The organism is Polaribacter sp. IC073, assembly GCF_007997075.1.
GTDB lineage: Bacteria > Bacteroidota > Bacteroidia > Flavobacteriales > Flavobacteriaceae > Polaribacter.
Genome location: NZ_VORS01000009.1, coordinates 143,661 through 165,478 on the forward strand (window position 1 = coordinate 143,661; position 21,818 = coordinate 165,478).

At 33.3% G+C, this 21,818-nt stretch carries 20 protein-coding genes; 8 read left to right on the forward strand and 12 right to left on the reverse strand.

Going from position 1 to position 21,818, the window contains the following annotated elements:
• Position 1: 1 nt before the first annotated feature.
• The 10 genes from rplV to rpsL all read right to left on the reverse strand — a co-directional run bounded on the left by rplV (position 2) and on the right by rpsL (position 6,700).
• Positions 2–415, reverse strand: a complete 414-nt coding sequence (gene rplV / locus ES045_RS13820) for a 50S ribosomal protein L22 (protein ID WP_100947454.1) — start codon at positions 413–415, stop codon at positions 2–4.
• Between the two features lie 6 nt (positions 416–421).
• Positions 422–700: a 30S ribosomal protein S19 gene (gene rpsS, locus ES045_RS13825; protein ID WP_015482224.1), complete on the reverse strand. Its 279-nt coding sequence runs from the start codon at positions 698–700 to the stop codon at positions 422–424.
• A gap of 6 nt (positions 701–706) precedes the next feature.
• Positions 707–1,531 carry a 50S ribosomal protein L2 gene (gene rplB / locus ES045_RS13830; RefSeq protein ID WP_147116874.1) on the reverse strand — a complete coding sequence of 275 codons (825 nt, stop codon included), beginning with the start codon at positions 1,529–1,531 and terminating at the stop codon, positions 707–709.
• A 9-nt stretch (positions 1,532–1,540) separates the two neighbouring features.
• Positions 1,541–1,831, reverse strand: a complete 291-nt coding sequence (gene rplW / locus ES045_RS13835; protein WP_100947452.1) for a 50S ribosomal protein L23 — start codon at positions 1,829–1,831, stop codon at positions 1,541–1,543.
• Positions 1,832–1,840: 9 nt separating this feature from the next.
• Positions 1,841–2,470: a 50S ribosomal protein L4 gene (rplD, locus tag ES045_RS13840; protein ID WP_147116875.1), complete on the reverse strand. Its 630-nt coding sequence runs from the start codon at positions 2,468–2,470 to the stop codon at positions 1,841–1,843.
• On the reverse strand, positions 2,470–3,087 hold the full coding sequence (gene rplC, locus ES045_RS13845; protein ID WP_147116876.1) for a 50S ribosomal protein L3: 618 nt from the start codon (positions 3,085–3,087) through the stop codon (positions 2,470–2,472). Before rplC ends, rplD begins: the two co-directional genes overlap by 1 nt.
• A 287-nt stretch (positions 3,088–3,374) precedes the next feature.
• Complete coding sequence (rpsJ, locus tag ES045_RS13850) at positions 3,375–3,680, reverse strand: 30S ribosomal protein S10 (protein ID WP_068363283.1); 306 nt, start codon at positions 3,678–3,680, stop codon at positions 3,375–3,377.
• A gap of 19 nt (positions 3,681–3,699) precedes the next feature.
• Positions 3,700–5,817, reverse strand: a complete 2,118-nt coding sequence (gene fusA / locus ES045_RS13855; RefSeq protein WP_147116877.1) for an elongation factor G — start codon at positions 5,815–5,817, stop codon at positions 3,700–3,702.
• Between the two features lie 5 nt (positions 5,818–5,822).
• The gene (rpsG, locus tag ES045_RS13860; protein ID WP_100947448.1) at positions 5,823–6,299 is read right to left on the reverse strand and encodes a 30S ribosomal protein S7; all 477 of its coding nucleotides are present in this window, start codon (positions 6,297–6,299) and stop codon (positions 5,823–5,825) included.
• A gap of 26 nt (positions 6,300–6,325) precedes the next feature.
• Entirely contained in the window at positions 6,326–6,700 is a 375-nt protein-coding gene (gene rpsL / locus ES045_RS13865; RefSeq protein ID WP_018943587.1) for a 30S ribosomal protein S12, read from the reverse strand.
• 177 nt (positions 6,701–6,877) lie between these two features.
• Between rpsL and ES045_RS16455 the strand changes: the two genes are divergently transcribed.
• The 7 genes from ES045_RS16455 to rlmB all read left to right on the forward strand — a co-directional run bounded on the left by ES045_RS16455 (position 6,878) and on the right by rlmB (position 19,009).
• On the forward strand, positions 6,878–8,542 hold the full coding sequence (locus ES045_RS16455) for a hypothetical protein (protein ID WP_189663110.1): 1,665 nt from the start codon (positions 6,878–6,880) through the stop codon (positions 8,540–8,542).
• Between the two features lie 107 nt (positions 8,543–8,649).
• A complete protein-coding gene (locus tag ES045_RS13875) occupies positions 8,650–11,859 on the forward strand; it encodes a SusC/RagA family TonB-linked outer membrane protein (RefSeq protein WP_147116878.1) in 3,210 nt (1,069 codons plus the stop codon).
• Between the two features lie 19 nt (positions 11,860–11,878).
• Positions 11,879–13,294 (forward strand): SusD/RagB family nutrient-binding outer membrane lipoprotein, encoded by a 1,416-nt coding sequence (locus tag ES045_RS13880; RefSeq protein ID WP_147116879.1) that lies wholly within the window; start codon positions 11,879–11,881, stop codon positions 13,292–13,294.
• 169 nt (positions 13,295–13,463) lie between these two features.
• The gene (locus ES045_RS13885; RefSeq protein WP_189663111.1) at positions 13,464–16,625 is read left to right on the forward strand and encodes a SusC/RagA family TonB-linked outer membrane protein; all 3,162 of its coding nucleotides are present in this window, start codon (positions 13,464–13,466) and stop codon (positions 16,623–16,625) included.
• A 10-nt stretch (positions 16,626–16,635) separates the two neighbouring features.
• Positions 16,636–17,157 (forward strand): RagB/SusD family nutrient uptake outer membrane protein, encoded by a 522-nt coding sequence (locus ES045_RS13890; protein ID WP_147116881.1) that lies wholly within the window; start codon positions 16,636–16,638, stop codon positions 17,155–17,157.
• 204 nt (positions 17,158–17,361) lie between these two features.
• Positions 17,362–18,165: a RagB/SusD family nutrient uptake outer membrane protein gene (locus ES045_RS13895; protein ID WP_147116882.1), complete on the forward strand. Its 804-nt coding sequence runs from the start codon at positions 17,362–17,364 to the stop codon at positions 18,163–18,165.
• Between the two features lie 79 nt (positions 18,166–18,244).
• Positions 18,245–19,009, forward strand: coding sequence for a 23S rRNA (guanosine(2251)-2'-O)-methyltransferase RlmB (gene rlmB, locus ES045_RS13900; RefSeq protein WP_147116883.1), 765 nt, complete (start codon positions 18,245–18,247; stop codon positions 19,007–19,009).
• 7 nt (positions 19,010–19,016) lie between these two features.
• Here rlmB and ES045_RS13905 read toward each other — a convergent pair whose 3' ends face one another.
• On the reverse strand, positions 19,017–19,691 hold the full coding sequence (locus ES045_RS13905; protein WP_147116884.1) for a rhomboid family intramembrane serine protease: 675 nt from the start codon (positions 19,689–19,691) through the stop codon (positions 19,017–19,019).
• 76 nt (positions 19,692–19,767) lie between these two features.
• Between ES045_RS13905 and ES045_RS13910 the strand changes: the two genes are divergently transcribed.
• Positions 19,768–21,039, forward strand: a complete 1,272-nt coding sequence (locus tag ES045_RS13910) for a replication-associated recombination protein A (RefSeq protein WP_147116934.1) — start codon at positions 19,768–19,770, stop codon at positions 21,037–21,039.
• Here ES045_RS13910 and ES045_RS13915 read toward each other — a convergent pair.
• The gene (locus ES045_RS13915) at positions 21,036–21,818 is read right to left on the reverse strand and encodes a hypothetical protein (protein WP_147116885.1); all 783 of its coding nucleotides are present in this window, start codon (positions 21,816–21,818) and stop codon (positions 21,036–21,038) included. The two genes, ES045_RS13910 and ES045_RS13915, sit on opposite strands and share 4 nt — an antisense overlap.

Genomic DNA, 21,818 nt, shown 5'->3' on the forward strand with positions numbered 1-21,818 from the left:
TCTACTTTGCTTGATTACTTAAATTTTTAGCACCTAACTCTAAAGTAACGTGATTAGAACGCTTACGAATTCTATGAGCACGCCCTTGTGGAGCTGGTCTTAATCTTTTTAACATTCCTGCGCTATCTACGCAAATAGTTTTCACAAATAACCCAGCTTCTTCTATAGCTGCATCTTCATTCTTAGCTTGCCAGTTTGCAATTGCAGACAGTAACAATTTTTCTAAGTTTATAGATGCTTCTTTAGGACTGAATTTTAAGATTTGTAAAGCTTTTTCAACTTCAACTCCTCTTACTTGATCCGCTACTAAACGCATTTTCCTTGGTGACGTAGGACAGTTAGTAAGCTTAGCGAAAGCGCGATGCTTTCTAGCTTCCTTTAACTGATCTGCCATATTTTTTTTACGAACTCCCATAGCCTACTATTTTTTACCTTTATTTTTTGCACCTGCATGTCCTCTAAAAGAACGTGTTGGTGAAAATTCGCCTAATTTATGCCCTACCATGTTTTCTGTAACATATACTGGTACAAACTGACGTCCATTGTGAACAGCAATTGTTTGACCAACGAAATCTGGAGTAATCATACTTGCTCTAGACCAAGTCTTAATTACTGTTTTATTACCAGCCTCTACATTAGCTAACACTTTTTTCTCTAATTTATAGTGAACGTAAGGTCCTTTTTTTAATGATCTTGCCATAACTTATTATTTCTTTCTACGTTCTAAAATATACTTATTACTAGCTTTGGTTTTAGACCTAGTCTTAAATCCTTTTGCAGGAATACCATTTCTAGATCTTGGATGACCTCCAGAAGCACGTCCTTCACCACCACCCATTGGGTGATCTACAGGATTCATTCTTACTGCATTAACTCTTGGTCTTCTACCTAACCATCTAGATCTACCAGCTTTACCTGAAACAAGTAATTGATGATCTGAGTTAGATACAACTCCAATTGTAGCCATACATGTTAACAAGATGTATCTTGTCTCACCAGAAGGTAACTTTACAGTCGCATACTTGCTTTCTTTCGCTAATAATTGAGCGAAAGAACCAGCTGAACGCGCCATAACAGCACCTTGACCTGGACGTAATTCAATACAAGAAATTGTAGTTCCTAAAGGAATTTCACTTAAAAGCATTGCGTTTCCAATTTCTGGCTTTACGCCTCCTCCAGAAACAATTACTTGCCCTACTTTTAAACCGTTTTGTGCAATCACATAACGTTTTTCACCATCAGCATAACTAAGTAAAGCGATAAACGCTGTACGATTTGGATCGTACTCTATAGTCTTTACTGTTGCAGGAATACCTTGCTTATCTCTTTTGAAATCGATAATACGATATTTTTGTTTATGACCTCCACCTATATTACGTGTAGTCATTCTTCCCTGATTGTTTCGACCTCCAGATCGTTTTTTCGGAGCAAGTAAACTTTTCTCCGGCTTATCAGTTGTTATGGTGTCGAACCCATTTACAACTCTAAAACGCTGACCTGGTGTTATTGGTTTTAATTTTCTAACTGACATTTTTGTCTTTTAAAGATTGTTATAAAAATCAATACTTTCTCCCTCTGCTATCTGTACGATTGCTTTTTTGTACCCACTCTTAATACCAGTTACTAAACCTTTCTTAGTAAACTTTGTATTTCTTTGAATTGGGTAGTTTAAAGTTTTCACACTTAAAATAGAAACTCCGTATGCTGCCTCAACAGCACCTTTAATTTCTAATTTATTAGCTTTCTTATCTACTACAAATGCATAACGATTAAATAATTCACTATCGTTTGTAGCTTTTTCCGTAATAATAGGTTTTATTAAAATACTCATTTTGATTCCCTATTTGCTTAAATTTGTGTTTATATCTTCTAAAGATCCTTCTGTAATCACAAGCTTATTAGTATTTAAAACACCATAAGTATATAATTCTGAAGCTTTAATAACTTTAGATTTTTTTAAGTTACGTGATGATAAATACACATTTGCATTTTCATTACCTAACACAAACAATGACTTTTTTGTATCCAACTCTAACGCTTTTAAAACGTCTAAGAAGTTTTTAGTTTTTGGAGTTTCAAAACTGAAATCTTCAATAACTATTACATTTTTATCATTTGCTTGAATGCTTAAAGCTGATTTACGAGCTAAACGCTTTAAACTTTTATTCAATTTAAAAGAATAATCTCTTGGTCTTGGTCCGAACATACGTCCTCCACCTCTAAAAACACCAGACTTGATAGAACCTGCTCTTGCAGTACCAGTTCCTTTTTGTTTTTTTATCTTTCTTGTTGAACCACTAATTTCAGCTCTTTCTTTAGCTTTATGCGTTCCTTGACGTTGATTTGCCAAGTATTGCTTTACATCTAAATAAATAGCGTGATCATTAGGCTCTATACCGAATACATCTTTAGAAAGCTCAACCTTTCTACCTGTATCTTTTCCTGTAATATCTAAAACTGCTACTTTCATTATTTCTGAATAGTTACAAAAGCATTTTTGTGTCCAGGAACTGCTCCTTTAACAACAAGTAAGTTCTTTTCAGCAACTACTTTTAATACTCTTAAGTTTTGTACTTTCACTTTATCTCCACCCATTCTACCTGCCATACGCATTCCTTTGAATACTCTTGCAGGATAAGATGCAGCACCAATTGACCCAGGAGCTCTTAAACGGTTATGTTGACCGTGCGTTGCTTGACCAACACCAGCAAATCCATGACGTTTTACAACACCCTGAAAACCTTTACCTTTAGAAACACCAGATACATCTACAAATTCACCTTCTTCAAAGTGCTCTACAGATATAGAATCTCCTAATTTATACTCACCTTCAAACCCTTGAAATTCAACGACTTTTTTCTTAGCAGTAGAGCCAGCCTTTTTAAAGTGACCATCTAACGCTTTGTTAGAACTCTTTGCTTTTTTGTCATCGAAACCAAGCTGTAACGCATTGTAGCCGTCAACCTCTTCGGTTCTGACTTGGGTAACAACGCAAGGACCCGCTTCGATTACTGTACAAGGAATATTCTTCCCGTTTTCATCAAATAAGCTGGTCATCCCAATCTTTCTTCCTATTAACCCAGACATTTAGTTAAAATTTTAGACGATAGAATATTATCCAGCGCGTCTCTATTAATAATTATTTGTTCGAAACTATCGTTTCATTTATTTCCTTGAACTTTCTTCCAAAAAAAACAGCGCAAAACAAATTCAACGCTGATTTTGTTTTTCCGTTTTTCCCTTGCGAAACGCTCAGGACATGTTACTTTTTTTGGTTTTAACACCCAAAAAAGCATTACCCTACTCTAATTCGGGTTGCAAAAGTATAAAAAACTTTCGGTTTAACAAAATTAAACCGAAAGTTAATATTTTACTTAAACTTTAATCTCAACTTCAACACCACTTGGTAACTCAAGTTTCATTAAAGCATCAATAGTTTTCGAAGAAGAACTATAAATGTCTAATAACCTTTTGTAAGCAGCTAATTGAAATTGCTCTCTAGATTTTTTGTTTACGTGTGGTGAACGTAATACTGTAAAAATCTTCTTATGTGTTGGTAAAGGTATTGGCCCGTTTACAACAGCACCAGTACTCTTTACAGTCTTTACAATTTTTTCAGCAGATTTATCTACTAAATTGTAATCGTAAGACTTTAATTTAATTCTAATTTTTTGACTCATCTTGTAATTATTAAGTAGATTAACCTTTAGATTTTGCGATTACTTCTTCAGATATATTTGAAGGAGTTTCTGCATAGTGTGAAAATTCCATAGTAGATGTTGCTCTACCAGAAGACATCGTTCTTAAAGCAGTAACATAACCAAACATTTCTGATAATGGTACTAATGCTTTTACAACTTTAGCTCCGTTACGATCACTCATATCGTTAACTTGACCTCTTCTTCTGTTTAAATCTCCAACGATATCTCCCATGTTTTCCTCAGGAGTTAACACCTCTAACTTCATTAATGGCTCCATGATTTTTGCCTTTGCAGACTTTGCAGAAGCTTTATATCCCATTCTTGCAGCTAATTCAAAAGATAATGCATCAGAATCCACTGCGTGGAAAGATCCATCTCTTAAAGTAACTTTCATAGAATCCATTTCATAACCTGCTAAAGGTCCATTTTTCATAGCTTCTTTGAATCCTTTCTCAACAGAAGGAACAAATTCTCTAGGCACATTTCCACCCTTAATAACAGATGCGAACTGTAAACCTTGAACACCTTCATCAGCTGGCCCTATAGTAAAAACAATATCAGCAAACTTACCACGACCACCAGATTGTTTCTTATAAATTTCTCTATGATCTGCTTCAGCTGTAATAGCCTCTTTATATTCTACTTGAGGTTGACCTTGGTTTACTTCTACTTTAAACTCACGTCTTAAACGATCTACAATTACATCTAAATGTAATTCCCCCATTCCAGAAATAATAGTCTGACCTGAAGCTTCGTCTGAACGAACTGTAAAAGTTGGATCCTCTTCTGCTAATTTACCTAAACCGATACCTAACTTATCAACATCGGCTTTTGTTTTAGGCTCAACAGCAATACCAATTACTGGATCAGGAAAATCCATAGATTCTAAAACAATAGGAAATTTCTCAGCTGACAAAGTATCTCCTGTTTTGATAGATTTAAATCCAACAGCAGCACCAATATCACCAGCTTCGATATAGTCAATTGCATTTTGTTTATTCGCATGCATTTGATAAATACGAGAAATACGTTCTTTTTTACCTGAACGGTTATTTAAAACATAAGACCCTGCATCTAAACGTCCTGAATATGCTCTAAAAAATGCTAAACGACCTACAAAAGGATCTGTAGCAATTTTAAAAGCTAATGCAGCAAACGGCTCATCTACACTTGGCTTACGTAATTCTTTTTCTTCTGTATCTGGATTTATTCCAACAATGCCTTCTTTATCCATAGGAGAAGGTAAATAACGACAAACAGCATCTAAAAGAAACTGAACACCTTTATTTTTAAATGATGAACCACATACCATAGGAATGATAGCCATATCCATTACAGCAGCTCTAAGTGCAGCATGCACTTCGTCTTCTGTAATTGAATCTTCATCTTCCATATACTTTTCTAGCAAATTTTCATCATATGCAGCAACTTCTTCAATAAGAAGGCCACGATATTTTTTTGCTTCAGCCTTTAGGTCTTCTGGTATCTCAATAACATCAAAAGTTGCACCAAAACTGTCATCATGCCATACAATAGCACGGTTTTTAACCAAATCTATAATACCTTTAAAATCCTCTTCGTCACCAATGTTCAAAACGATTGGCACCGCATTAGATTTTAACATATCTTTTACTTGTTGACAAACCCCTAAAAAGTCAGATCCTTGACGGTCCATTTTATTAACGAAACCAATTCTAGGTACTTTATAGTTATCAGCTAATCTCCAGTTAGTTTCAGATTGTGGCTCAACACCATCAACTGCTGAAAATAAGAAAACCAATCCATCTAATACACGCAAAGATCTGTTTACTTCAACAGTAAAATCTACGTGACCAGGAGTATCAATAATATTAAAGTGATATGATTGTGTTTCTGGTGTAGGCTCAGCATTTTCTTTTGGAAAATCCCATTCACAAGTAGTTGCAGCAGAAGTAATTGTAATACCTCTTTCCTGCTCTTGTTCCATCCAGTCCATAGTAGCTGCTCCATCATGTACTTCCCCTAACTTGTGGGAAACACCTGTGTAAAACAATATACGTTCTGTTGTTGTGGTTTTACCAGCATCAATATGAGCTGCAATACCAATATTTCTTGTTAATCTTAAATCTCTAGCCATTTCTATTAAAATCTAAAGTGAGAGAATGCTTTGTTAGCTTCTGCCATTTTGTGAGTATCTGTACGTTTTTTAACAGCAGCACCTTCTTCTTTAGCCGCAGCTAAAATTTCAGCAGCTAGACGCTGTGCCATTGTTTTCTCGTTTCTTTTACGAGTGTACAAAATCATCCATTTAATAGCCATAGAAACCTTACGGTCTGGTCTAATTTGCATTGGGATTTGAAACGTTGCACCACCAACACGACGAGATCTTACTTCTACGTGAGGCATTACATTTGACAAACCATCTTTCCAAATTTCTAAAGCTGATTTTTCTTCTTCACCTTTTCTTTCTTCTACGATGTCTAACGCATCATAAAATACTTTAAAAGCTACTGACTTCTTACCGGCCCACATTAAGTTGTTTACAAAACGTGTTACTAACTGATCGTTAAATTTCGGATCTGGTAATAAGACTCTTTTTTTTGCTGCTCTTTTTCTCATGTCTTTACATTAAAAAAGTTACTAATTTACTTTTTTGGGCGTTTTGCTCCATACTTAGATCTACGTTGGGTTCTACCCTCTACTCCCGCAGTATCTAATGCACCACGTACTACGTGATACTTAACTCCTGGCAAATCTTTTACCCTTCCACCTCTAACTAATACTATCGAGTGCTCTTGCAAGTTATGTCCTTCACCTGGAATGTATGCGTTTATCTCATTACCATTTGTCAATCTAACTCTTGCAACTTTACGCATTGCTGAATTAGGTTTCTTTGGTGTTGTAGTATAAACACGTGTACAAACTCCACGCCTTTGAGGACAAGACGACAAAGCAGCCGATTTACTCTTCTTAGTTATTTTGGTTCTTCCTTTACGAACTAATTGTTGAATAGTAGGCATACTAAATAATTGCTGTTTTTCGTTTATAATTACTCATTGTCTCTTTTCTAAGAGTGCGCAAATGTACAAATAATTTCTAATTATTCAGATATCAGCGAGTTATTTTTTAAAAAAAGCAATTTATTTTTAAATTTTAAGCAATTTTAGATACATTTGACCTTCAAAATAGATATAATTTTGAATAAAAAAAGACCACGTTTACTCTTCTTACTATTTATCTTAGGTTTTTCTTCGGGAATGTTTTCCCAAGATTTTACCCTAGAATTATCTTCAAAACAAAATCTTAAAAATTCATTTTTATCAAAAATCAACTTCAAAAAACAACATACAGATACTGTTTCAATATTTAATGAATTACATAGAGTTCATAATCTTATTAAATCAAATGGTTACTTCCTATCTTCTATTGACAGCCTTTTATTAAATGAAAAAAAATATACGGCCTATTTTGATTTAAATAAAAAGCTAGATTCGGTAATCTTAAAACACAACAACTTACCTGCAGTAATTTCTCGCAAATATAAATTTCATCAAAAAAAATTAAAAATACCGATAAGCGGATTGCAGCATCTTTTAACTGAAATTTCTGCAGAATTTGAAAATAAAGGAGTTTCATTCTCTAAAATTAAATTGCAAAATTTTAAGATTATAAATAAAACTCTTTATACTGATCTTTTTTTCACTTCCACAAAAGAAAGAAAGATTAGCAAAGTTATCATAAAAGGGTATGCTAATTTCCCGAATTCATTTATCAAAAATTTCTTTAATATTAACATTAAAACAATTTACAATAAAAAGAAACTAAAAGAGATTTCTAAGTTGTCGCAATCTTTAGATTTTGCAGCTGAAATAAAACCTCCAGAAACTTTATTCACAAAAGACTCTACATATGTATATATGTATCTTAAAAAAAACAATGGAAGTAGCTTTGATGGACTTATAAATTTCTCTTCTCAAGAAAATGGTAAGCTACAATTTAACGGTTACCTCAACTTACAACTGAAAAACATATTAAACACTGGTGAAAGTTTACATCTTCTATGGAATAGTTTTGGAAGCGAGAGACAAGAATTTTCTGTCTCATCAAAAACTCCTTATATATTTAATTCAAAATTAACTCCTGAATTAAGCTTTTCTATATATAAACAAGATTCTACTTTTTTAAATACAAAGTTCAATTCTAACTTAGCATACCAAATAAAAAACAATGCTGCTTTCTTTTTATCTTATACTTCTGAAAATTCAGAGAATTTAATATCAGAAACAGCAACTGCTATTAAAACGTATAATAGTTCATTCTTAGGTTTTGGGTATCATTATCAAATCCTTAAAAACGATATTTTTAAAAATGATGCTTTTTCCTTAAATCTAACTCCTTCCTTCGGTAAAAGAAAAAGCAATGATATTACTATTCATCAAATTAAATTAGAAACGACCATTTCCTATCTATTAACATTAAATGAAAGAAGCAGTATTTACTTAAAAAACAATACAGGAATATTAAATTCTGAAAATTATCTTAAAAACGAATTATTTAGAATTGGCGGAAAAAATTCTATCAGAGGTTTTAACGAGCAAAGTATTTTTGTTGAAGATTATATTTTACAAAATATTGAATATAGATATCTTACTTCTAAAGATTCTTACATATATTCAATTACAGACATAGCGCTAACATCTGCAAGCAATAATACTCAAAAATTACTAGGACTTGGTTTTGGCTATTTATTTAACACAAAGAATGCTCAAATTAATATTTCGTTAACAAATGGAATTAGTGATATCGCCAAGATTAACCTTAACAGCACACAATTCTTCGTTAACTGGATTAACTTCTTTTAACAATTAACGCACATTAAACGTATAACTTTAACATTTTTTAACAATTCTGTTGTTTTTTTAACAAAATATTTAGATATTTGGCGTAATTAATTCAAATCAAATAAATAATGAAAACAAAGTTTAAAGGAATTTTAACGCTATTACTGGCGTTTGTTGTGCAAATAACCTTTGCACAAGAGAAAACAGTCTCCGGAACAATATCTGAAGCTTCAGGGCCTTTACCTGGAGTTAGTATTTTGATCAAGGGGACAAGTACAGGTACTCAAACTGATTTTAATGGTAAATATTCTATTAGCGCAAAACCGGGGGACATCCTTAGTTATAGCTACGTAGGATACAAAACTGTAGAAAAAAAGGTTGGTACTTCTAGCGCTATCAATGTAAAAATGGTACAAGATGCTAGTGTATTAAATGAAATCGTTATTACAGCATTAGGTATTAAACGTGAAGCGAAGGCTTTAGGTTATGCACAACAATCTGTTGATGGTGATGTTTTAAACAAAACTAAGGAAACAGATTTATCTACTGCTATTGCAGGTAAAGTGTCTGGTATCCAATTTACAGGGCAACCAACTTCTACTTTTAAAGCGTCAAATATTCGTTTAAGAGGTAATTCTAATTTACTTTATGTAGTAGATGGTGTAAAATTAAACTCTAGAACAGATGTTAACAATGATGATATTGAATCATTAACTGTTCTTAAAGGTTTAGCTGCAACAGCACTTTATGGTCCTGATGGAAAAAACGGAGCGATCATAATTACTACAAAGAAAGCTAAAAGTGGTGAAGCTATTGTAAAGTATAGCCATACATCTTCTTTTGCGAATGCATACATAATGCCTGAGTACCAAAATGAATACGGTGGTGGTTATGCGAATGATGGAAAACCTAGTGGTAATCCTGAAAGAGGTAGAGGTGCTGTAGGTTATTTTGAGTCTTTTGCTCACAATCCTTCTACAATGCCTGCTAGTTGGGCTGCGTACAACGGTCAATCTATTCCTTCATATTCTGCAGATGAATCTTGGGGTCCTAGATTAGAAGGTCAAATGGTAAGACATTGGGATTCTTGGATTCCTAACGATCCAGAATTTGGTAATTTACGTCCTTGGGAAGCAAATCCTAACAATATTAGAGATTTCTACCAAACAGCAACGTTACAGAACAATTCTGTTTCTTTCGAAAAAGGTGGTGAAGATTACTCTATTAGAACTGCAATTACTAAAATTAATCAAGAATTAATCTTAGAAAACACAGAACGTAATACAAATATCTTTAGTATTAACGCTGAGTATAATATTACAGAAAAATTAAAATTTAACACGAGTATTAACTATACAAATCGTTTTACTTTTAATGATCCTGATAACAACTACGGAAACTTAGGAGCTAACTTTAATCAATGGTGGCAAAGACAAATTGACATTGACAGATTAAAGAACTACAAAAGAAACGGTGAAGCTGTATCTTGGAACATTAGTTCTCCTACGAAATCTAAACCAGCGTATTGGAATTCTCCATATTTCATTTTGTATGAAAACACAAGAGAGCAGTACAAAAATGCTATTTATGGTCAAGCAGGTTTAACCTATAGTTTTACAGACAATTTGGTTGCCAATGTAGCTTTTAAGAAAACGTATAACAGCTACCACTCTAACAGTAAAGTTGGTTGGGGAGGATTAGAAGTTGAAGATTATACAGAATGGACATCTAGTGATGATAGAGAAGAAATTTTTGGTAGAGTTAGTTATTCTACAGAATATAAAGATTTTGACTTGAACACATCTGCAGGTTTCGAATTCACAAAAATTAGAAATAAAAACACATATGCTAGTGCAGTTGGAGGATTAACTACTCCTGGTTTTTACAGCTTAGCTACTTCTAAAGATAGACCAAGTGTTAGTTCTTCAGTTGGTGAACAAGACGGTAAAGCATGGTTTACAACAGCTTCTTTAGGTTTTATGAATACTGCTTATTTAGAAGCGTCTTTACGTAGAGATTACAGTTCTACAGCAGATCCAGAAGCAAACAGCGTAACAACTTACGGTGTATCTGGTTCTTTTATACTTTCTCAGTTAATTAACAATAGAGAGTTATTGTCTTTTGCTAAATTAAGAGCTGGTTACACACAAGCTCCTTATTTCCCAGGAAGGTACTTATTAGGACAAACTTATAATTCAGGAACTCCTTATGGATCAACTGGAACTTCATCTGTACCAAACGCAGGTGTTAACCAAAATTTAAAAGGAGGTACTAGAAAAGAAGTAGAATTTGGTACTGAGTTAAAGTTCTTAAAAAACAGAATAGGTTTAGATGTAACTTATTTTGACAGAAAAGATGATGAATTACCATCTTTTGTAACAGTTCCTGGATCTACAGGTATTACTGGGTTTTATTCAAATCAAGGAAAAGAATCATTTAGTGGTTTAGAAATTGGTTTAAGTGCTACACCTTTTAAATCTGATAACTTCACTTGGGACTTAAGCTTTAACATGGCAACCTTAAATAGAACTGTAGATTATATTGCAGATGGTGTTGATGTTAATGTACTAGACAGCTGGGGACCACAATTACAAAAAAGAGTTGGTCAAGAATGGGGTGCTATTTATGGTAATGCATACAAAAGAGACGAAAACGGTACTAAGATATTAGCAGACAACGGTCGTTATGAGTATGATACAAACCAGTATTTAGGTTCGATTCTTCCAGACTTTACAGGGGGTGGAACATCTTATATGACGTATAAAAACATTAGCTTACAATTAGGTTTTGATTACCAAGTTGGAGGTAAATTTTATGGGGTTACAAGAAGGTATGGTAACTTCTCTGGTTTAGGTACAGAAACAGTTGGAAACAATGTGTTAGGAAACCCAGTAAGAAACAATGTTACTTTTACAGGAGCTTCTTCTGGTAGTTCTTCTGTAACATCAGTAAACTTTGCAAATGCAGCACCAGATTCTGGTGGTCAGTTAACTTCTGGAGTTGATGCTAGTGGTGCACCTGTGCAATACTTAGTGAACCCATATTACTTATGGAGATCTAACTTAAGAAACGTGCATGAAGAGTTTATAAATGATGCAACTTACGTAAAATTAAGAACGGTTAGTATAGGTTATAAATTACCTAATAGCGTAATAGAAAAAACACCATTCAAAAGCATAGATTTAGGCGTTTTTGCTAACAATGTATGGTTAATTTACACAGGTGTTGATGGTGTAGATCCATCTGAAACTGAAGGACGTGGAGGAATTAACTGGATAGAAAATGGACAGTTACCAAGTGCACGTACAATTGGAATGAATGCTAAATTCACATTTTAATTAAAAATATTTATAAAAAATGAAAAAAATAACACAAAAATTATCACTACTTGCAGTAACCATGCTTTTAATAGTATCATGTGAAACTGTAGATTTTGGTAATATAAACACAGATCCAAATAACCCGTCAACAGCATCGTCTTCAGGGTTATTGGCAAATGCACTTAAAAGTTTACCGGGTCATTTAACTCAGACAACTTCTATATTGTATGCACAATATACTGCTAACGGTCAATACCCAGATGAAAGCAAATATGTTGATTTAAACTGGTCATATTACGGTTGGTATTCTGGAGCTCTAAAAGATTTACAAGCTGTAGTAGCTACAAATACAGATGCTCCTATTCCTAGTTCAAATAATGCAATTGCAGCAGCAACATTGTTAAGAGCATATTACTTGCATAACATGACAGATAGATGGGGTAGAATACCTTATACGGAAGCTTTGTTAGGTTTAGATGATACATTTCCTGCCTTGGATTCTCAAGAAACTGTTTACAGAGGTTTAATTGGAGAAATAGATACTGCTTTAGGTATGATAGACAACAAAGGAAACCCAGGTGGAGACATCCTTTTTGAAGGAGACATGAACAGATGGAAGCAATTCGGTAATACATTAAAAGCGATTATGGCTTTGCGTATGTCTAAAAGAAATACTGAAATGAGCGATTTTCCAAAAACAGCATTTAACCAAGCTATTGGTGGTGCAATAAAATCTGCTTCAGATAATATTTCATATACATTTTTAGCAGATGACAATAATGACAACCCTTGGCAAGATCGGTTTGTTGATGATGGAAGAACAGATTGGTTAATGTCTGACGTAATTGTTGATTATATGATTGGAAGTGGTTCTGATACAGACCCTCAAGATCCAAGGTTACATAAATATGCAGATCCTTTAGTAGGAACTGATAGGTATGTAGGTGCAGATTATGGCGTTGGAAATGATTTAGTAGCAAACTATTCTTTAATTACTACAGATATTATTTACAGCCAAACAGCACCAGCATATCTTTTTACTGCTGCTCAAATTCAATTCTCTATGGCAGAAGCTGTTGAGTTAGGATGGATGACGGGTAGCGCTGCCGCTTTCTATAACGCAGGTATTCAAGAATCTATGACGCAATGGGGTGTTGATGCAGCAGATGCAACAACTTTTATTGCAAGTGCACCTTATGTTGATATGCAATCTATTGCAGAACAAAAATGGGTAGCTTTATTTTTACAAGGTTACGAAGCTTGGGCAGAATGGAGAAGAATTGGTGGACCAGCAACTATTGTGAAGCCAGCGACTCAGTTACAAGGTACAGATATACCTCAAAGACAAGCTTACTCTTCTAGTACACCAAATATTAATGAAGAAAACTACAATGCAGCAATTGCAGCACAAGGACCTGATGATTTAGATACAGTTCTTTGGATTTTTAAATAATTATTATATAAAAATCTTTAAATATTACATTAACATCCAACCTTTGTAAGGTTGGATGTTTTTTTTCGTCTTATAATTTGTAGCTTCAAAGAAACATTTTATGTTAAAAAATTGTTTTATTAAGTTTTATTTAAGACTTTTGAAGTTAATTAATTCAAATAATTATACAATGAAGACAAAGTTTAATGGAATTTTAACGCTTTTTCTAGCGTTTGTAGTGCAAATATCCTTTGCACAGCAAAAAACTGTTAGTGGAACAGTTTCAGATGACTCTGGTGTTTTACCAGGAGTTAGTATATTAATTAAAGGTTCTAACATTGGTACAGAATCTGATTTCGATGGTAAATACTCGATAAAAACCGCAATGGGTGATGTCTTAGTATTTAGATATTTAGGGTACAAAATCGTTGAAAAAACGATTGGAAATTCTAATACAGTAAATGCAACGCTAGTACAAGATGCTAGTGTATTAAATGAAATAGTTGTAACAACTTATGGTTCGCAAACAAAAGAATCTTTAACGGGTTCTATTACAGAAATAAAAACTGAAGAGTTTGCAAAAGTTGCTTCTGGTAATGCTGTAACTGGTTTAACTGGTAAAGTTGCTGGTGTTCAAATTTATTCTAATTCAGGACAACCTGGTGCTGCACCAACTGTAAGGTTTAGAGGTATTGGGTCTTTAAACGGATCATCTTCTCCTCTTTACGTAGTTGATGGAGTTCCTTTTAATGAATCTATAACAACAATAAACCCTAATGACATCGCTTCTATGTCTTTCGTAAAAGATGCATCTGCTGCTTCTCTTTATGGAAATCGTGGTGCAAATGGTGTTATTATTGTAACTACAAAAAAAGGTAAAAAAGGTAAAATAAACGTAAGTTTAGATATTAAAACTACTTTTTCTAGTAGAGCAATTGATGATTATGCTGTTATAAAAGACGCTGGGGAGTACTATGAAACTTACCACAAAATGTTAAAAGGTAATCAAATTACAGATAATGGTTTGTCTGATGCAGCTGCAGGTGCTTTTGCTTCAAATAATTTAATTTCTGGGGCAAGTCTTGGGCTAATTTACAATACGTTTGGTGGAGACAATAGTACTTTAGTTGATCCATCTACAGGTAGATTGACAAGATCAAACCCTTTATGGACGGTTGATTGGGAAGACGCTTTGTTTAACCAAACAAGTGGAATTAAAAGTCAGTACTTAAGTGTATCTGGTGGTACAGATAGTACAAACTATTTCTTCTCTGTTGGTAATGAAGATAATGATGGTTACAACATTAACACAGGTTTTAAAAGATATACTCTTAAAACAAGTGTAGATACTCAAGTTAATAAAAGTATTAAAATAGGGTCTTCTCTATCGTATGCTAATAGAACTCAAACAGGTCAAAATGAAAACAACATTACTGGTAGTTTTGCTTGGGTAAGAAATATTGCACCAATATACCCTGTCTATACATTAGATCATAATACAGGAGTGATTCAAAGAGATAATCAAGGGAAACCTCTATATGATGCAGAAGCAAACATTTCTCCTAATGCTCTTGCAGGAAGACCTTTTAATGGTTTTTCTAACCCTTTAGCTATTCAAGAATTAAATGTAAATGAAGTTGTTAATGATAACTTTAATAACAGAACATATGCTGAGATTGATCTTTTTAAGGATTTAAAATTTACATATAGTTTTGGTTTAGATTTAAGAAACTACAACACTACAGATTATACGAACAAGTTAATTGGTTCGGGTATTGCTCCGAATGCAAGAATAACAACTTCTTATGGTCGTTCTGTAACATTTACAAACCAACAATTAGTTAACTGGAACAAGACTTTTGGAGACAATCATAATGTAGCAGTTTTACTTGGTCATGAAAGCTCAAGCAATTCTAGTCAGTTCATGAGTGGTTCAAAAAAGGATCAATTTATATCTTCTGATTTATCATTAGACTTATTTGCGGAAAATGATGGTGCAGGTAATTTAGGTGGTGGTGGTAACAACTACACATTAGACGGTTATTTTGCTAGAGTTTTATACGATTTCAATAATAAATATTTCGTTAACGCTAGTTTTAGAAGAGATGGTTCTTCTGTTTTTCACCCAGATAATAGATGGGGTAACTTCTACGGAGGTGGTTTATGGGCTATAAGTAAAGAAGACTTTATGTCTAATATTAGCTGGTTAGATAACTTAAAATTAAAAGGAAGTTACGGTCAATTAGGTAACGATTATGTTGCGTATGACGGTGGTGGTAGAAACTATACTCCTTTCTTAGATCAATGGGACGTTGTTTCTGATGGATTAGAATTTAGTTTGAGTAAAACTGTTTTAGGTAACAAAGATATCAAGTGGGAAACTTCTACAAATATGAATGCTGGTTTTGAAGCTGCAATGTTTGATCGTAGACTTAGAGTTGAAGCAGAATACTTTCAAAGAAAAATTTCTGATTTAATTTTTAACAGACCTTTATCTCCTTCTTCTGGTTTGCCTTCTGTACCAGAAAACGTAATGGACATGCAGAATACAGGTGTTGAAGTAAGTATTGGATATGATATTATTACAAACACAGATTTCTCTTGGTTTTTTGATATCAATGCAACACACTATAAAAATGAAATTACCAAATTGGCTCCAGGTAGAGAGTTTATTGATAATGGAATTTATAGATGGGTAGATGGCGGTAGTGCTTATGACTACTACACACAAAAATTTGCAGGTGTTAACCCAACAACTGGTATGACGCAATGGTTTACTAAAGAAGAGTTTGATGGTACTACTCCTACTAACGGAATAACTGAGAAAAGATCTTTAGCTAGTTTGTATTATTTAGACAAAACAGCACTTCCTGATGTTTATGGTGGTTTCTCTACAAGTATGATCTATAAAGACTTCGATTTCTCTGTAAACTTTTCTTATCAAATAGGAGGTTATGCATATGACAATGTGTATGCAGGTGGTTTTAGTGGTAAAACAGGACAAAACTTTAGTAAAGACTTTGACAAAACTTGGAGGTATGACAACCAAACAGGTACGTTACCAAGAGTTTTAGAAGGTTCTACAAACTACAGTAGATCTGATTTCTTCTTAGAGAAATCTACTTACCTTAGTTTAAATGACATTACTGTTGGTTATACATTACCTAAAGACATCAGTACTAGATACGGAATCAACTCTGTAAGATTGTATGGTTTAGCAAATAACTTAGGGTTATGGGCAACTTCAGACCGTCAAGGTTTTGATCCAAGAGCGAGTGTAACTGGTGGTACTAGTGCTGTAAGATACTCATCATTAAAAACCTTTACATTAGGTTTAAATATTAATTTTTAAATATTAAAAAATGAAAAAAATAATTTATAGTTTAGCAATTGCAGTCTTCTTTATTGGCTGTAGTGATAGTTTTTTGGATCCTGACAGACCAAATACAACAACCGATGAAACAGTTGCAGATTTAGCAGCTGAGTCTCCAGAAGCGTTGTTAAATATTGCTTCATCTTTCGATGTAGGTACCATTAACAGCTTACGTACTTTTGGAGTAGGTGGAAGTGGTGGAGACCATAATGATTTTGGTCAGAAAGGTATCGATATCATGATGGATGTTATGTCCAACGACATGATTACTCTTGAATCTAACACTGGTTGGTTTTTTAGAAACTACAACTATACTGGTAGAATACAAGAAGCTACTGCAACAAGTACCATTTGGAATTATTATTATGAAATAATAAAAGGTTCTAACCAAACAATTGGTTTAATTGGTAACTTACCTGCAGACGCACTAACGCAAGACTTAAAGTATGTTTTAGCCCGTGCTAAAGCTACAAGAGGTTACAGTTATTTGTCTTTAATACAAATATACTAAAAAGGAAACCCAGCTTTAAGCGATCAAGGTGTACCTATTATTGATCCTACAGCAGACATTATTAATGGAGCTGGTTTCGGACGTCAAACAGTAGAAGATGTATATACACAAATTAATAAAGATTTAACAGAGTCTTATGACGAATTAAGTGGATATGCAAGACCAGACAAAACGTCTATCAATCAGCAAGTAGTTTCTGGATATTTGGCTAGATTCTATTTACTTACTGGTAAATATAATGATGCTGTAACTTCTGCTCGTATAGCTCAAGCTGGTGGTTCTTTAAATGGAAACCAAATATTAGACGGTTTTCAATTTATTACAAACCCTGAAGTATTATTTGGTGCAGATTTAAATGTTGACACGAACAGTTATTATGCTTCATTCTTCGCACAAATGCAATCATTTTCGGCTGCTAATCAAGGAGATTATGGAACAACGCTAGGGTATCCTGGTCAATTGTCTCACCACAGAACAATAGATCCAAGGTTGTACAATCAAATATCTGCTACAGATATAAGAGCTGACTGGTTTGGACCTGATAATGGTTTCATCAAAAATGGAAGACCAGATCAATTTTACAACTACAAATTCTACGATAATACAGATTTTGAAGCGGATTACACGTACATGAGAACACCGGAAATGTATTTAATTGAAGCGGAAGCTTTGGCTAGAGACGGTCAAGATGGCTTAGCAGCTGTTGCTTTATTTGATTTAATTTCAACTAGAGACGCTTCTTATGCACAATCTACTAATACAGGTAATGCTCTTTTAGAAGAAATCTATTTACATAGAAGAATTGAACTATGGGGAGAAGGATTTGGTTTATTAGATATGAAAAGGTTTAACAAAGGATTACAAAGAACTTATACTGGGTCTACGCATCCACAAAATTCTGGATATTTCGATATTCCTGCAGGAGACAATCAATTTACTTTTCAAATTCCATTTTCTGAAATTAACTTAAATGATGCTTTGACTACAGCGGATCAAAATCCACTATAAATAGCAAACAATTTAAATATTAAACCATCTCTTTTAGAGATGGTTTTTTTTTGCTCTTTTTTTAGCATACATTTGCAAAATGGAGAATAATAATACTACAGAATCAACAAATATTTTTGGTATAAGAGCAATTATTGAAGCAATTGAAAGTGGTTCAACAATTAATAAAGTATATCTGCAAAAAGAATTAAGAGGAAATCTTTTTTTTGAATTGAATAACCTAATCAAAGAAAAGAAACTTTCTACAAGTATGGTGCCTGTAGAAAAGTTAAATCGTTTGTCTAAAAACGGGAACCATCAAGGTGCTGTTGCACAAATATCTCCCGTAGAGTTTCAAGATTTAGAAACTTTAATTGAAAAAACCTTAGAAAAGGGTACCACTCCACTTTTTCTATTATTAGACCAACTTTCTGACGTTAGAAACTTTGGTGCAATTATAAGAACTGCAGAATGTACTGGTGTTAATGGTATTATTATTCAAAAAGACGGAAGTGCTCCTGTAAATGCAGAAACAATAAAAACTTCTGCTGGTGCAGCTTTTAAAATACCTATCTGTAAAGTAGATCATATAAAAGATGCTTTATTTATACTGCAAGCTGCAGAAATTAAAACTGTTGCTGCTACAGAAAAAACAGAAGACTCTATCTATGATATAAACCTAAACCAGCCAATTGCTATTGTTATGGGTTCTGAGCATAGAGGCGTAAACCCTTCTATACTTAAAATGGTAGATTATAAAGCGAAATTACCTCTGCTAGGTGAAATAGCTTCTTTAAATGTATCTGTTGCTTGTGGAGCTTTCTTATATGAGACGGTAAGACAAAGAATGACTGCTAATAAATAAGAATACGCTATTTTATTTCTTCTCTTGGCTCCTCCTCTATCTTTGGTGGAGCAAATTCTCCATTTTCATCAAATAAAAGATCAAATGCTGTTTCTTCAAATTGATGTTCTTCTTTAACGATGCCTTTATTTCTATAAAAAACAGCAAACAATACACCTATTAAAAAACCAGACGCATGCCCTTCCCAAGACATGCCATCTTTAATCGGTAAGACATACCAAATCATACTTCCATAGAGAAATATAACAACTAATGAAAGCGCTACTAATCTGTAGTGTTTTCTTATAATTCCGCTAAAAAAAATAAAACTAAATAGAAGGTATACAATACCACTTGCCCCAATATGATAAGATTCTCTAGCGATGCCCCAAGTTAAAAGCCCCGTTAAAATGCCTCCAAAAATTAATATTTTATAAGCAATGTCTTTATAAAAATAAAATAGACTTAATAATAACACAAATAGCGGAACAGAATTGCTAAAAAGATGTTGCACATCACTGTGAATAAAATGAGTTAATACAACCCCTCTTAATCCCACAAAATCTCTTGGAAAAACCCCATATTTATTAAAATTGAAATTAAAATAAATTTCAATCCAATAAATAAACCAAATACCAAAAACATAGAGTATTGGTATGAAAAATATAGATTTCGATATTTTTAAATGACTTTCATCTTTCATAGTTGTAAAAATAACAAATATGCTACCAAATTAAAAAATGACTACTTCTGTCATAAAACTTTGCTACTTTTGCAAAATGAATGAACCTTTGGCAGAAAGAATTAGACCTAAAACATTAGAAGATTATATTAGTCAGCAACATTTAGTTGGTCCTAGCGGTGTTTTAACAAAACTAATTAAGCAAGGCATCATCCCTTCTTTGATTCTTTGGGGACCTCCCGGAATTGGTAAAACTACGTTAGCCAACATTATAGCAACCGTTTCTAAAAGGCCCTTTTATACATTAAGCGCTATCAGTTCTGGTGTAAAAGATGTAAGAGAAGTCATAGAGAAAGCGAAAAAAAGTGGTGGCTTATTTACTGCTAAAAATCCTATTTTATTTATTGATGAAATTCATCGCTTTAGCAAATCTCAGCAAGATTCTTTATTAGGCGCTGTAGAAAAAGGATGGGTCACATTAATTGGTGCCACCACAGAAAACCCTAGTTTCGAGGTAATACCTGCGCTACTTTCTCGTTGCCAAGTATATATATTGAATTCTTTTGACAAAGAAGATTTAGTGGCGCTTTTGCATAGGGCCATGGAAAAAGATGAATTTCTTTCCACAAAAAAAATCAATTTAAAAGAAACAGAAGCTTTGTTACAAGTTTCTGGAGGTGACGCAAGAAAACTACTAAATATTTTTGAATTGCTAGTTTCTGTTGATGATGAAATTACAATTACAAACGAACTGGTCTTATCTAAAATTCAGAAAAATACGGCCAGATATGATAAAACCGGAGAGCAACATTATGATATTGTTTCAGCTTTTATAAAGTCTATTCGTGGTAGCGACCCAAATGGTGCCGTTTATTGGTTGGCAAGAATGATTGAAGGTGGTGAAGATGTAAAGTTTATAGCAAGACGCATGCTTATTTTAGCTTCTGAAGATATTGGCAACGCAAACCCAACTGCTTTAATTTTAGCAAATAATACCTTTCAATCAGTTTCTATTATAGGCTACCCAGAATCTAGAATAATATTAAGTCAATGTGCTATTTATTTAGCAAATTCAACAAAAAGTAATGCATCTTATTTAGCCATTGGTGAAGCTCAAAACCTGGTGAGACAAACCGGAGATTTATCGGTACCGCTGCATTTAAGAAATGCACCAACCAAGTTAATGAAAGACTTAGATTATGGTAAAGAGTATCAATACTCTCATAATTACCCGAACAATTTTGTAGCCCAAGAGTTTCTACCTAAGGAGATTTCTGGAACAAAGTTATACAAGCCCGGAGAAAATCAACGAGAAAATCAATTTAAAGAAATCTTAAAAAAAAGGTGGAAAAACAGGTACGATTATTAAAACTTAATCTGATATATTTTTTCTATTAACTGTCCGTTTTCATAGAACTCTGCAACCCAATTAGCCTCTTTTTTATAAAGTATCCCATTTTTGTTTTTCAAAATAAAAACATTTTTAATATTTGTATTTAAAATTAAAAAAACAACTTCTGGTTTTAAATTGATCAATTGAAAACCATTTTCATTAGGTTGTGCGTACAAGTTCTTAATTGCCGCTGCATTCTTTAGAGGTGCTTTAGAATCTTTTAATACAAAAGGTGTTGCTACAATTGGTGTTGCTGTATTCTTTGTTTCTAAAGGTGCTTCTGCAACTTCATCTATTTTGGTTGTAACAACCGCTTCATTAGTAAGTGCTTCATATTGGAGATCTATCATGCTTTCATGTGCATTTCTAATTGCCTCTTGATAGCTTTTCTTATATACTTTCTCTCTACTTACACCTTCTTCCGAAGTATAAATTACTTTATTGAAACAATCTTTTAGTTCGATTACAAATTGCGTTTTAAACATAGAAGATTTATCTACAACTACTGCATTTAAACCATTACAAGGATTACTTTTAAGTTCTGCAGGATACTCTTCTGAGTCTAGAATTACCGTAAAACCATTCTTTTTAAGTAAAAATTTTGTTAATGAACTTGTTTTGTATTGATCTTTCTCTTTTAGAAAACTAAACTGTTCTGGTACAATTATAAATTTATAATTACTTGCTTTTTTTTCTTGTCCAAAAGTCAAAAAGTTAGAAGCTATTAAAAAGATGATGATTAGTGTATTTTTCAT

What these genes read in the sequence shown, in the direction of transcription:
- ES045_RS13885 (WP_189663111.1), top strand. Translation starts at nt 13,464, where the DNA reads ATGAAGACAAAGTTTAATGGAATTTTAACGCTTTTTCTAGCGTTTGTA.
- rpsL (WP_018943587.1), bottom strand. Translation starts at nt 6,700, where the DNA reads ATGCCTACTATTCAACAATTAGTTCGTAAAGGAAGAACCAAAATAACT.
- rplD (WP_147116875.1), bottom strand. Translation starts at nt 2,470, where the DNA reads ATGAAAGTAGCAGTTTTAGATATTACAGGAAAAGATACAGGTAGAAAG.
- rplC (WP_147116876.1), bottom strand. Translation starts at nt 3,087, where the DNA reads ATGTCTGGGTTAATAGGAAGAAAGATTGGGATGACCAGCTTATTTGAT.
- ES045_RS13890 (WP_147116881.1), top strand. Translation starts at nt 16,636, where the DNA reads ATGAAAAAAATAATTTATAGTTTAGCAATTGCAGTCTTCTTTATTGGC.
- ES045_RS13915 (WP_147116885.1), bottom strand. Translation starts at nt 21,818, where the DNA reads ATGAAAAATACACTAATCATCATCTTTTTAATAGCTTCTAACTTTTTG.
- rlmB (WP_147116883.1), top strand. Translation starts at nt 18,245, where the DNA reads ATGGAGAATAATAATACTACAGAATCAACAAATATTTTTGGTATAAGA.
- ES045_RS13880 (WP_147116879.1), top strand. Translation starts at nt 11,879, where the DNA reads ATGAAAAAAATAACACAAAAATTATCACTACTTGCAGTAACCATGCTT.
- rpsG (WP_100947448.1), bottom strand. Translation starts at nt 6,299, where the DNA reads ATGAGAAAAAGAGCAGCAAAAAAAAGAGTCTTATTACCAGATCCGAAA.
- rpsS (WP_015482224.1), bottom strand. Translation starts at nt 700, where the DNA reads ATGGCAAGATCATTAAAAAAAGGACCTTACGTTCACTATAAATTAGAG.
- fusA (WP_147116877.1), bottom strand. Translation starts at nt 5,817, where the DNA reads ATGGCTAGAGATTTAAGATTAACAAGAAATATTGGTATTGCAGCTCAT.
- ES045_RS13905 (WP_147116884.1), bottom strand. Translation starts at nt 19,691, where the DNA reads ATGAAAGATGAAAGTCATTTAAAAATATCGAAATCTATATTTTTCATA.
- rpsJ (WP_068363283.1), bottom strand. Translation starts at nt 3,680, where the DNA reads ATGAGTCAAAAAATTAGAATTAAATTAAAGTCTTACGATTACAATTTA.
- rplB (WP_147116874.1), bottom strand. Translation starts at nt 1,531, where the DNA reads ATGTCAGTTAGAAAATTAAAACCAATAACACCAGGTCAGCGTTTTAGA.
- ES045_RS13910 (WP_147116934.1), top strand. Translation starts at nt 19,768, where the DNA reads ATGAATGAACCTTTGGCAGAAAGAATTAGACCTAAAACATTAGAAGAT.
- rplV (WP_100947454.1), bottom strand. Translation starts at nt 415, where the DNA reads ATGGGAGTTCGTAAAAAAAATATGGCAGATCAGTTAAAGGAAGCTAGA.
- ES045_RS13875 (WP_147116878.1), top strand. Translation starts at nt 8,650, where the DNA reads ATGAAAACAAAGTTTAAAGGAATTTTAACGCTATTACTGGCGTTTGTT.
- rplW (WP_100947452.1), bottom strand. Translation starts at nt 1,831, where the DNA reads ATGAGTATTTTAATAAAACCTATTATTACGGAAAAAGCTACAAACGAT.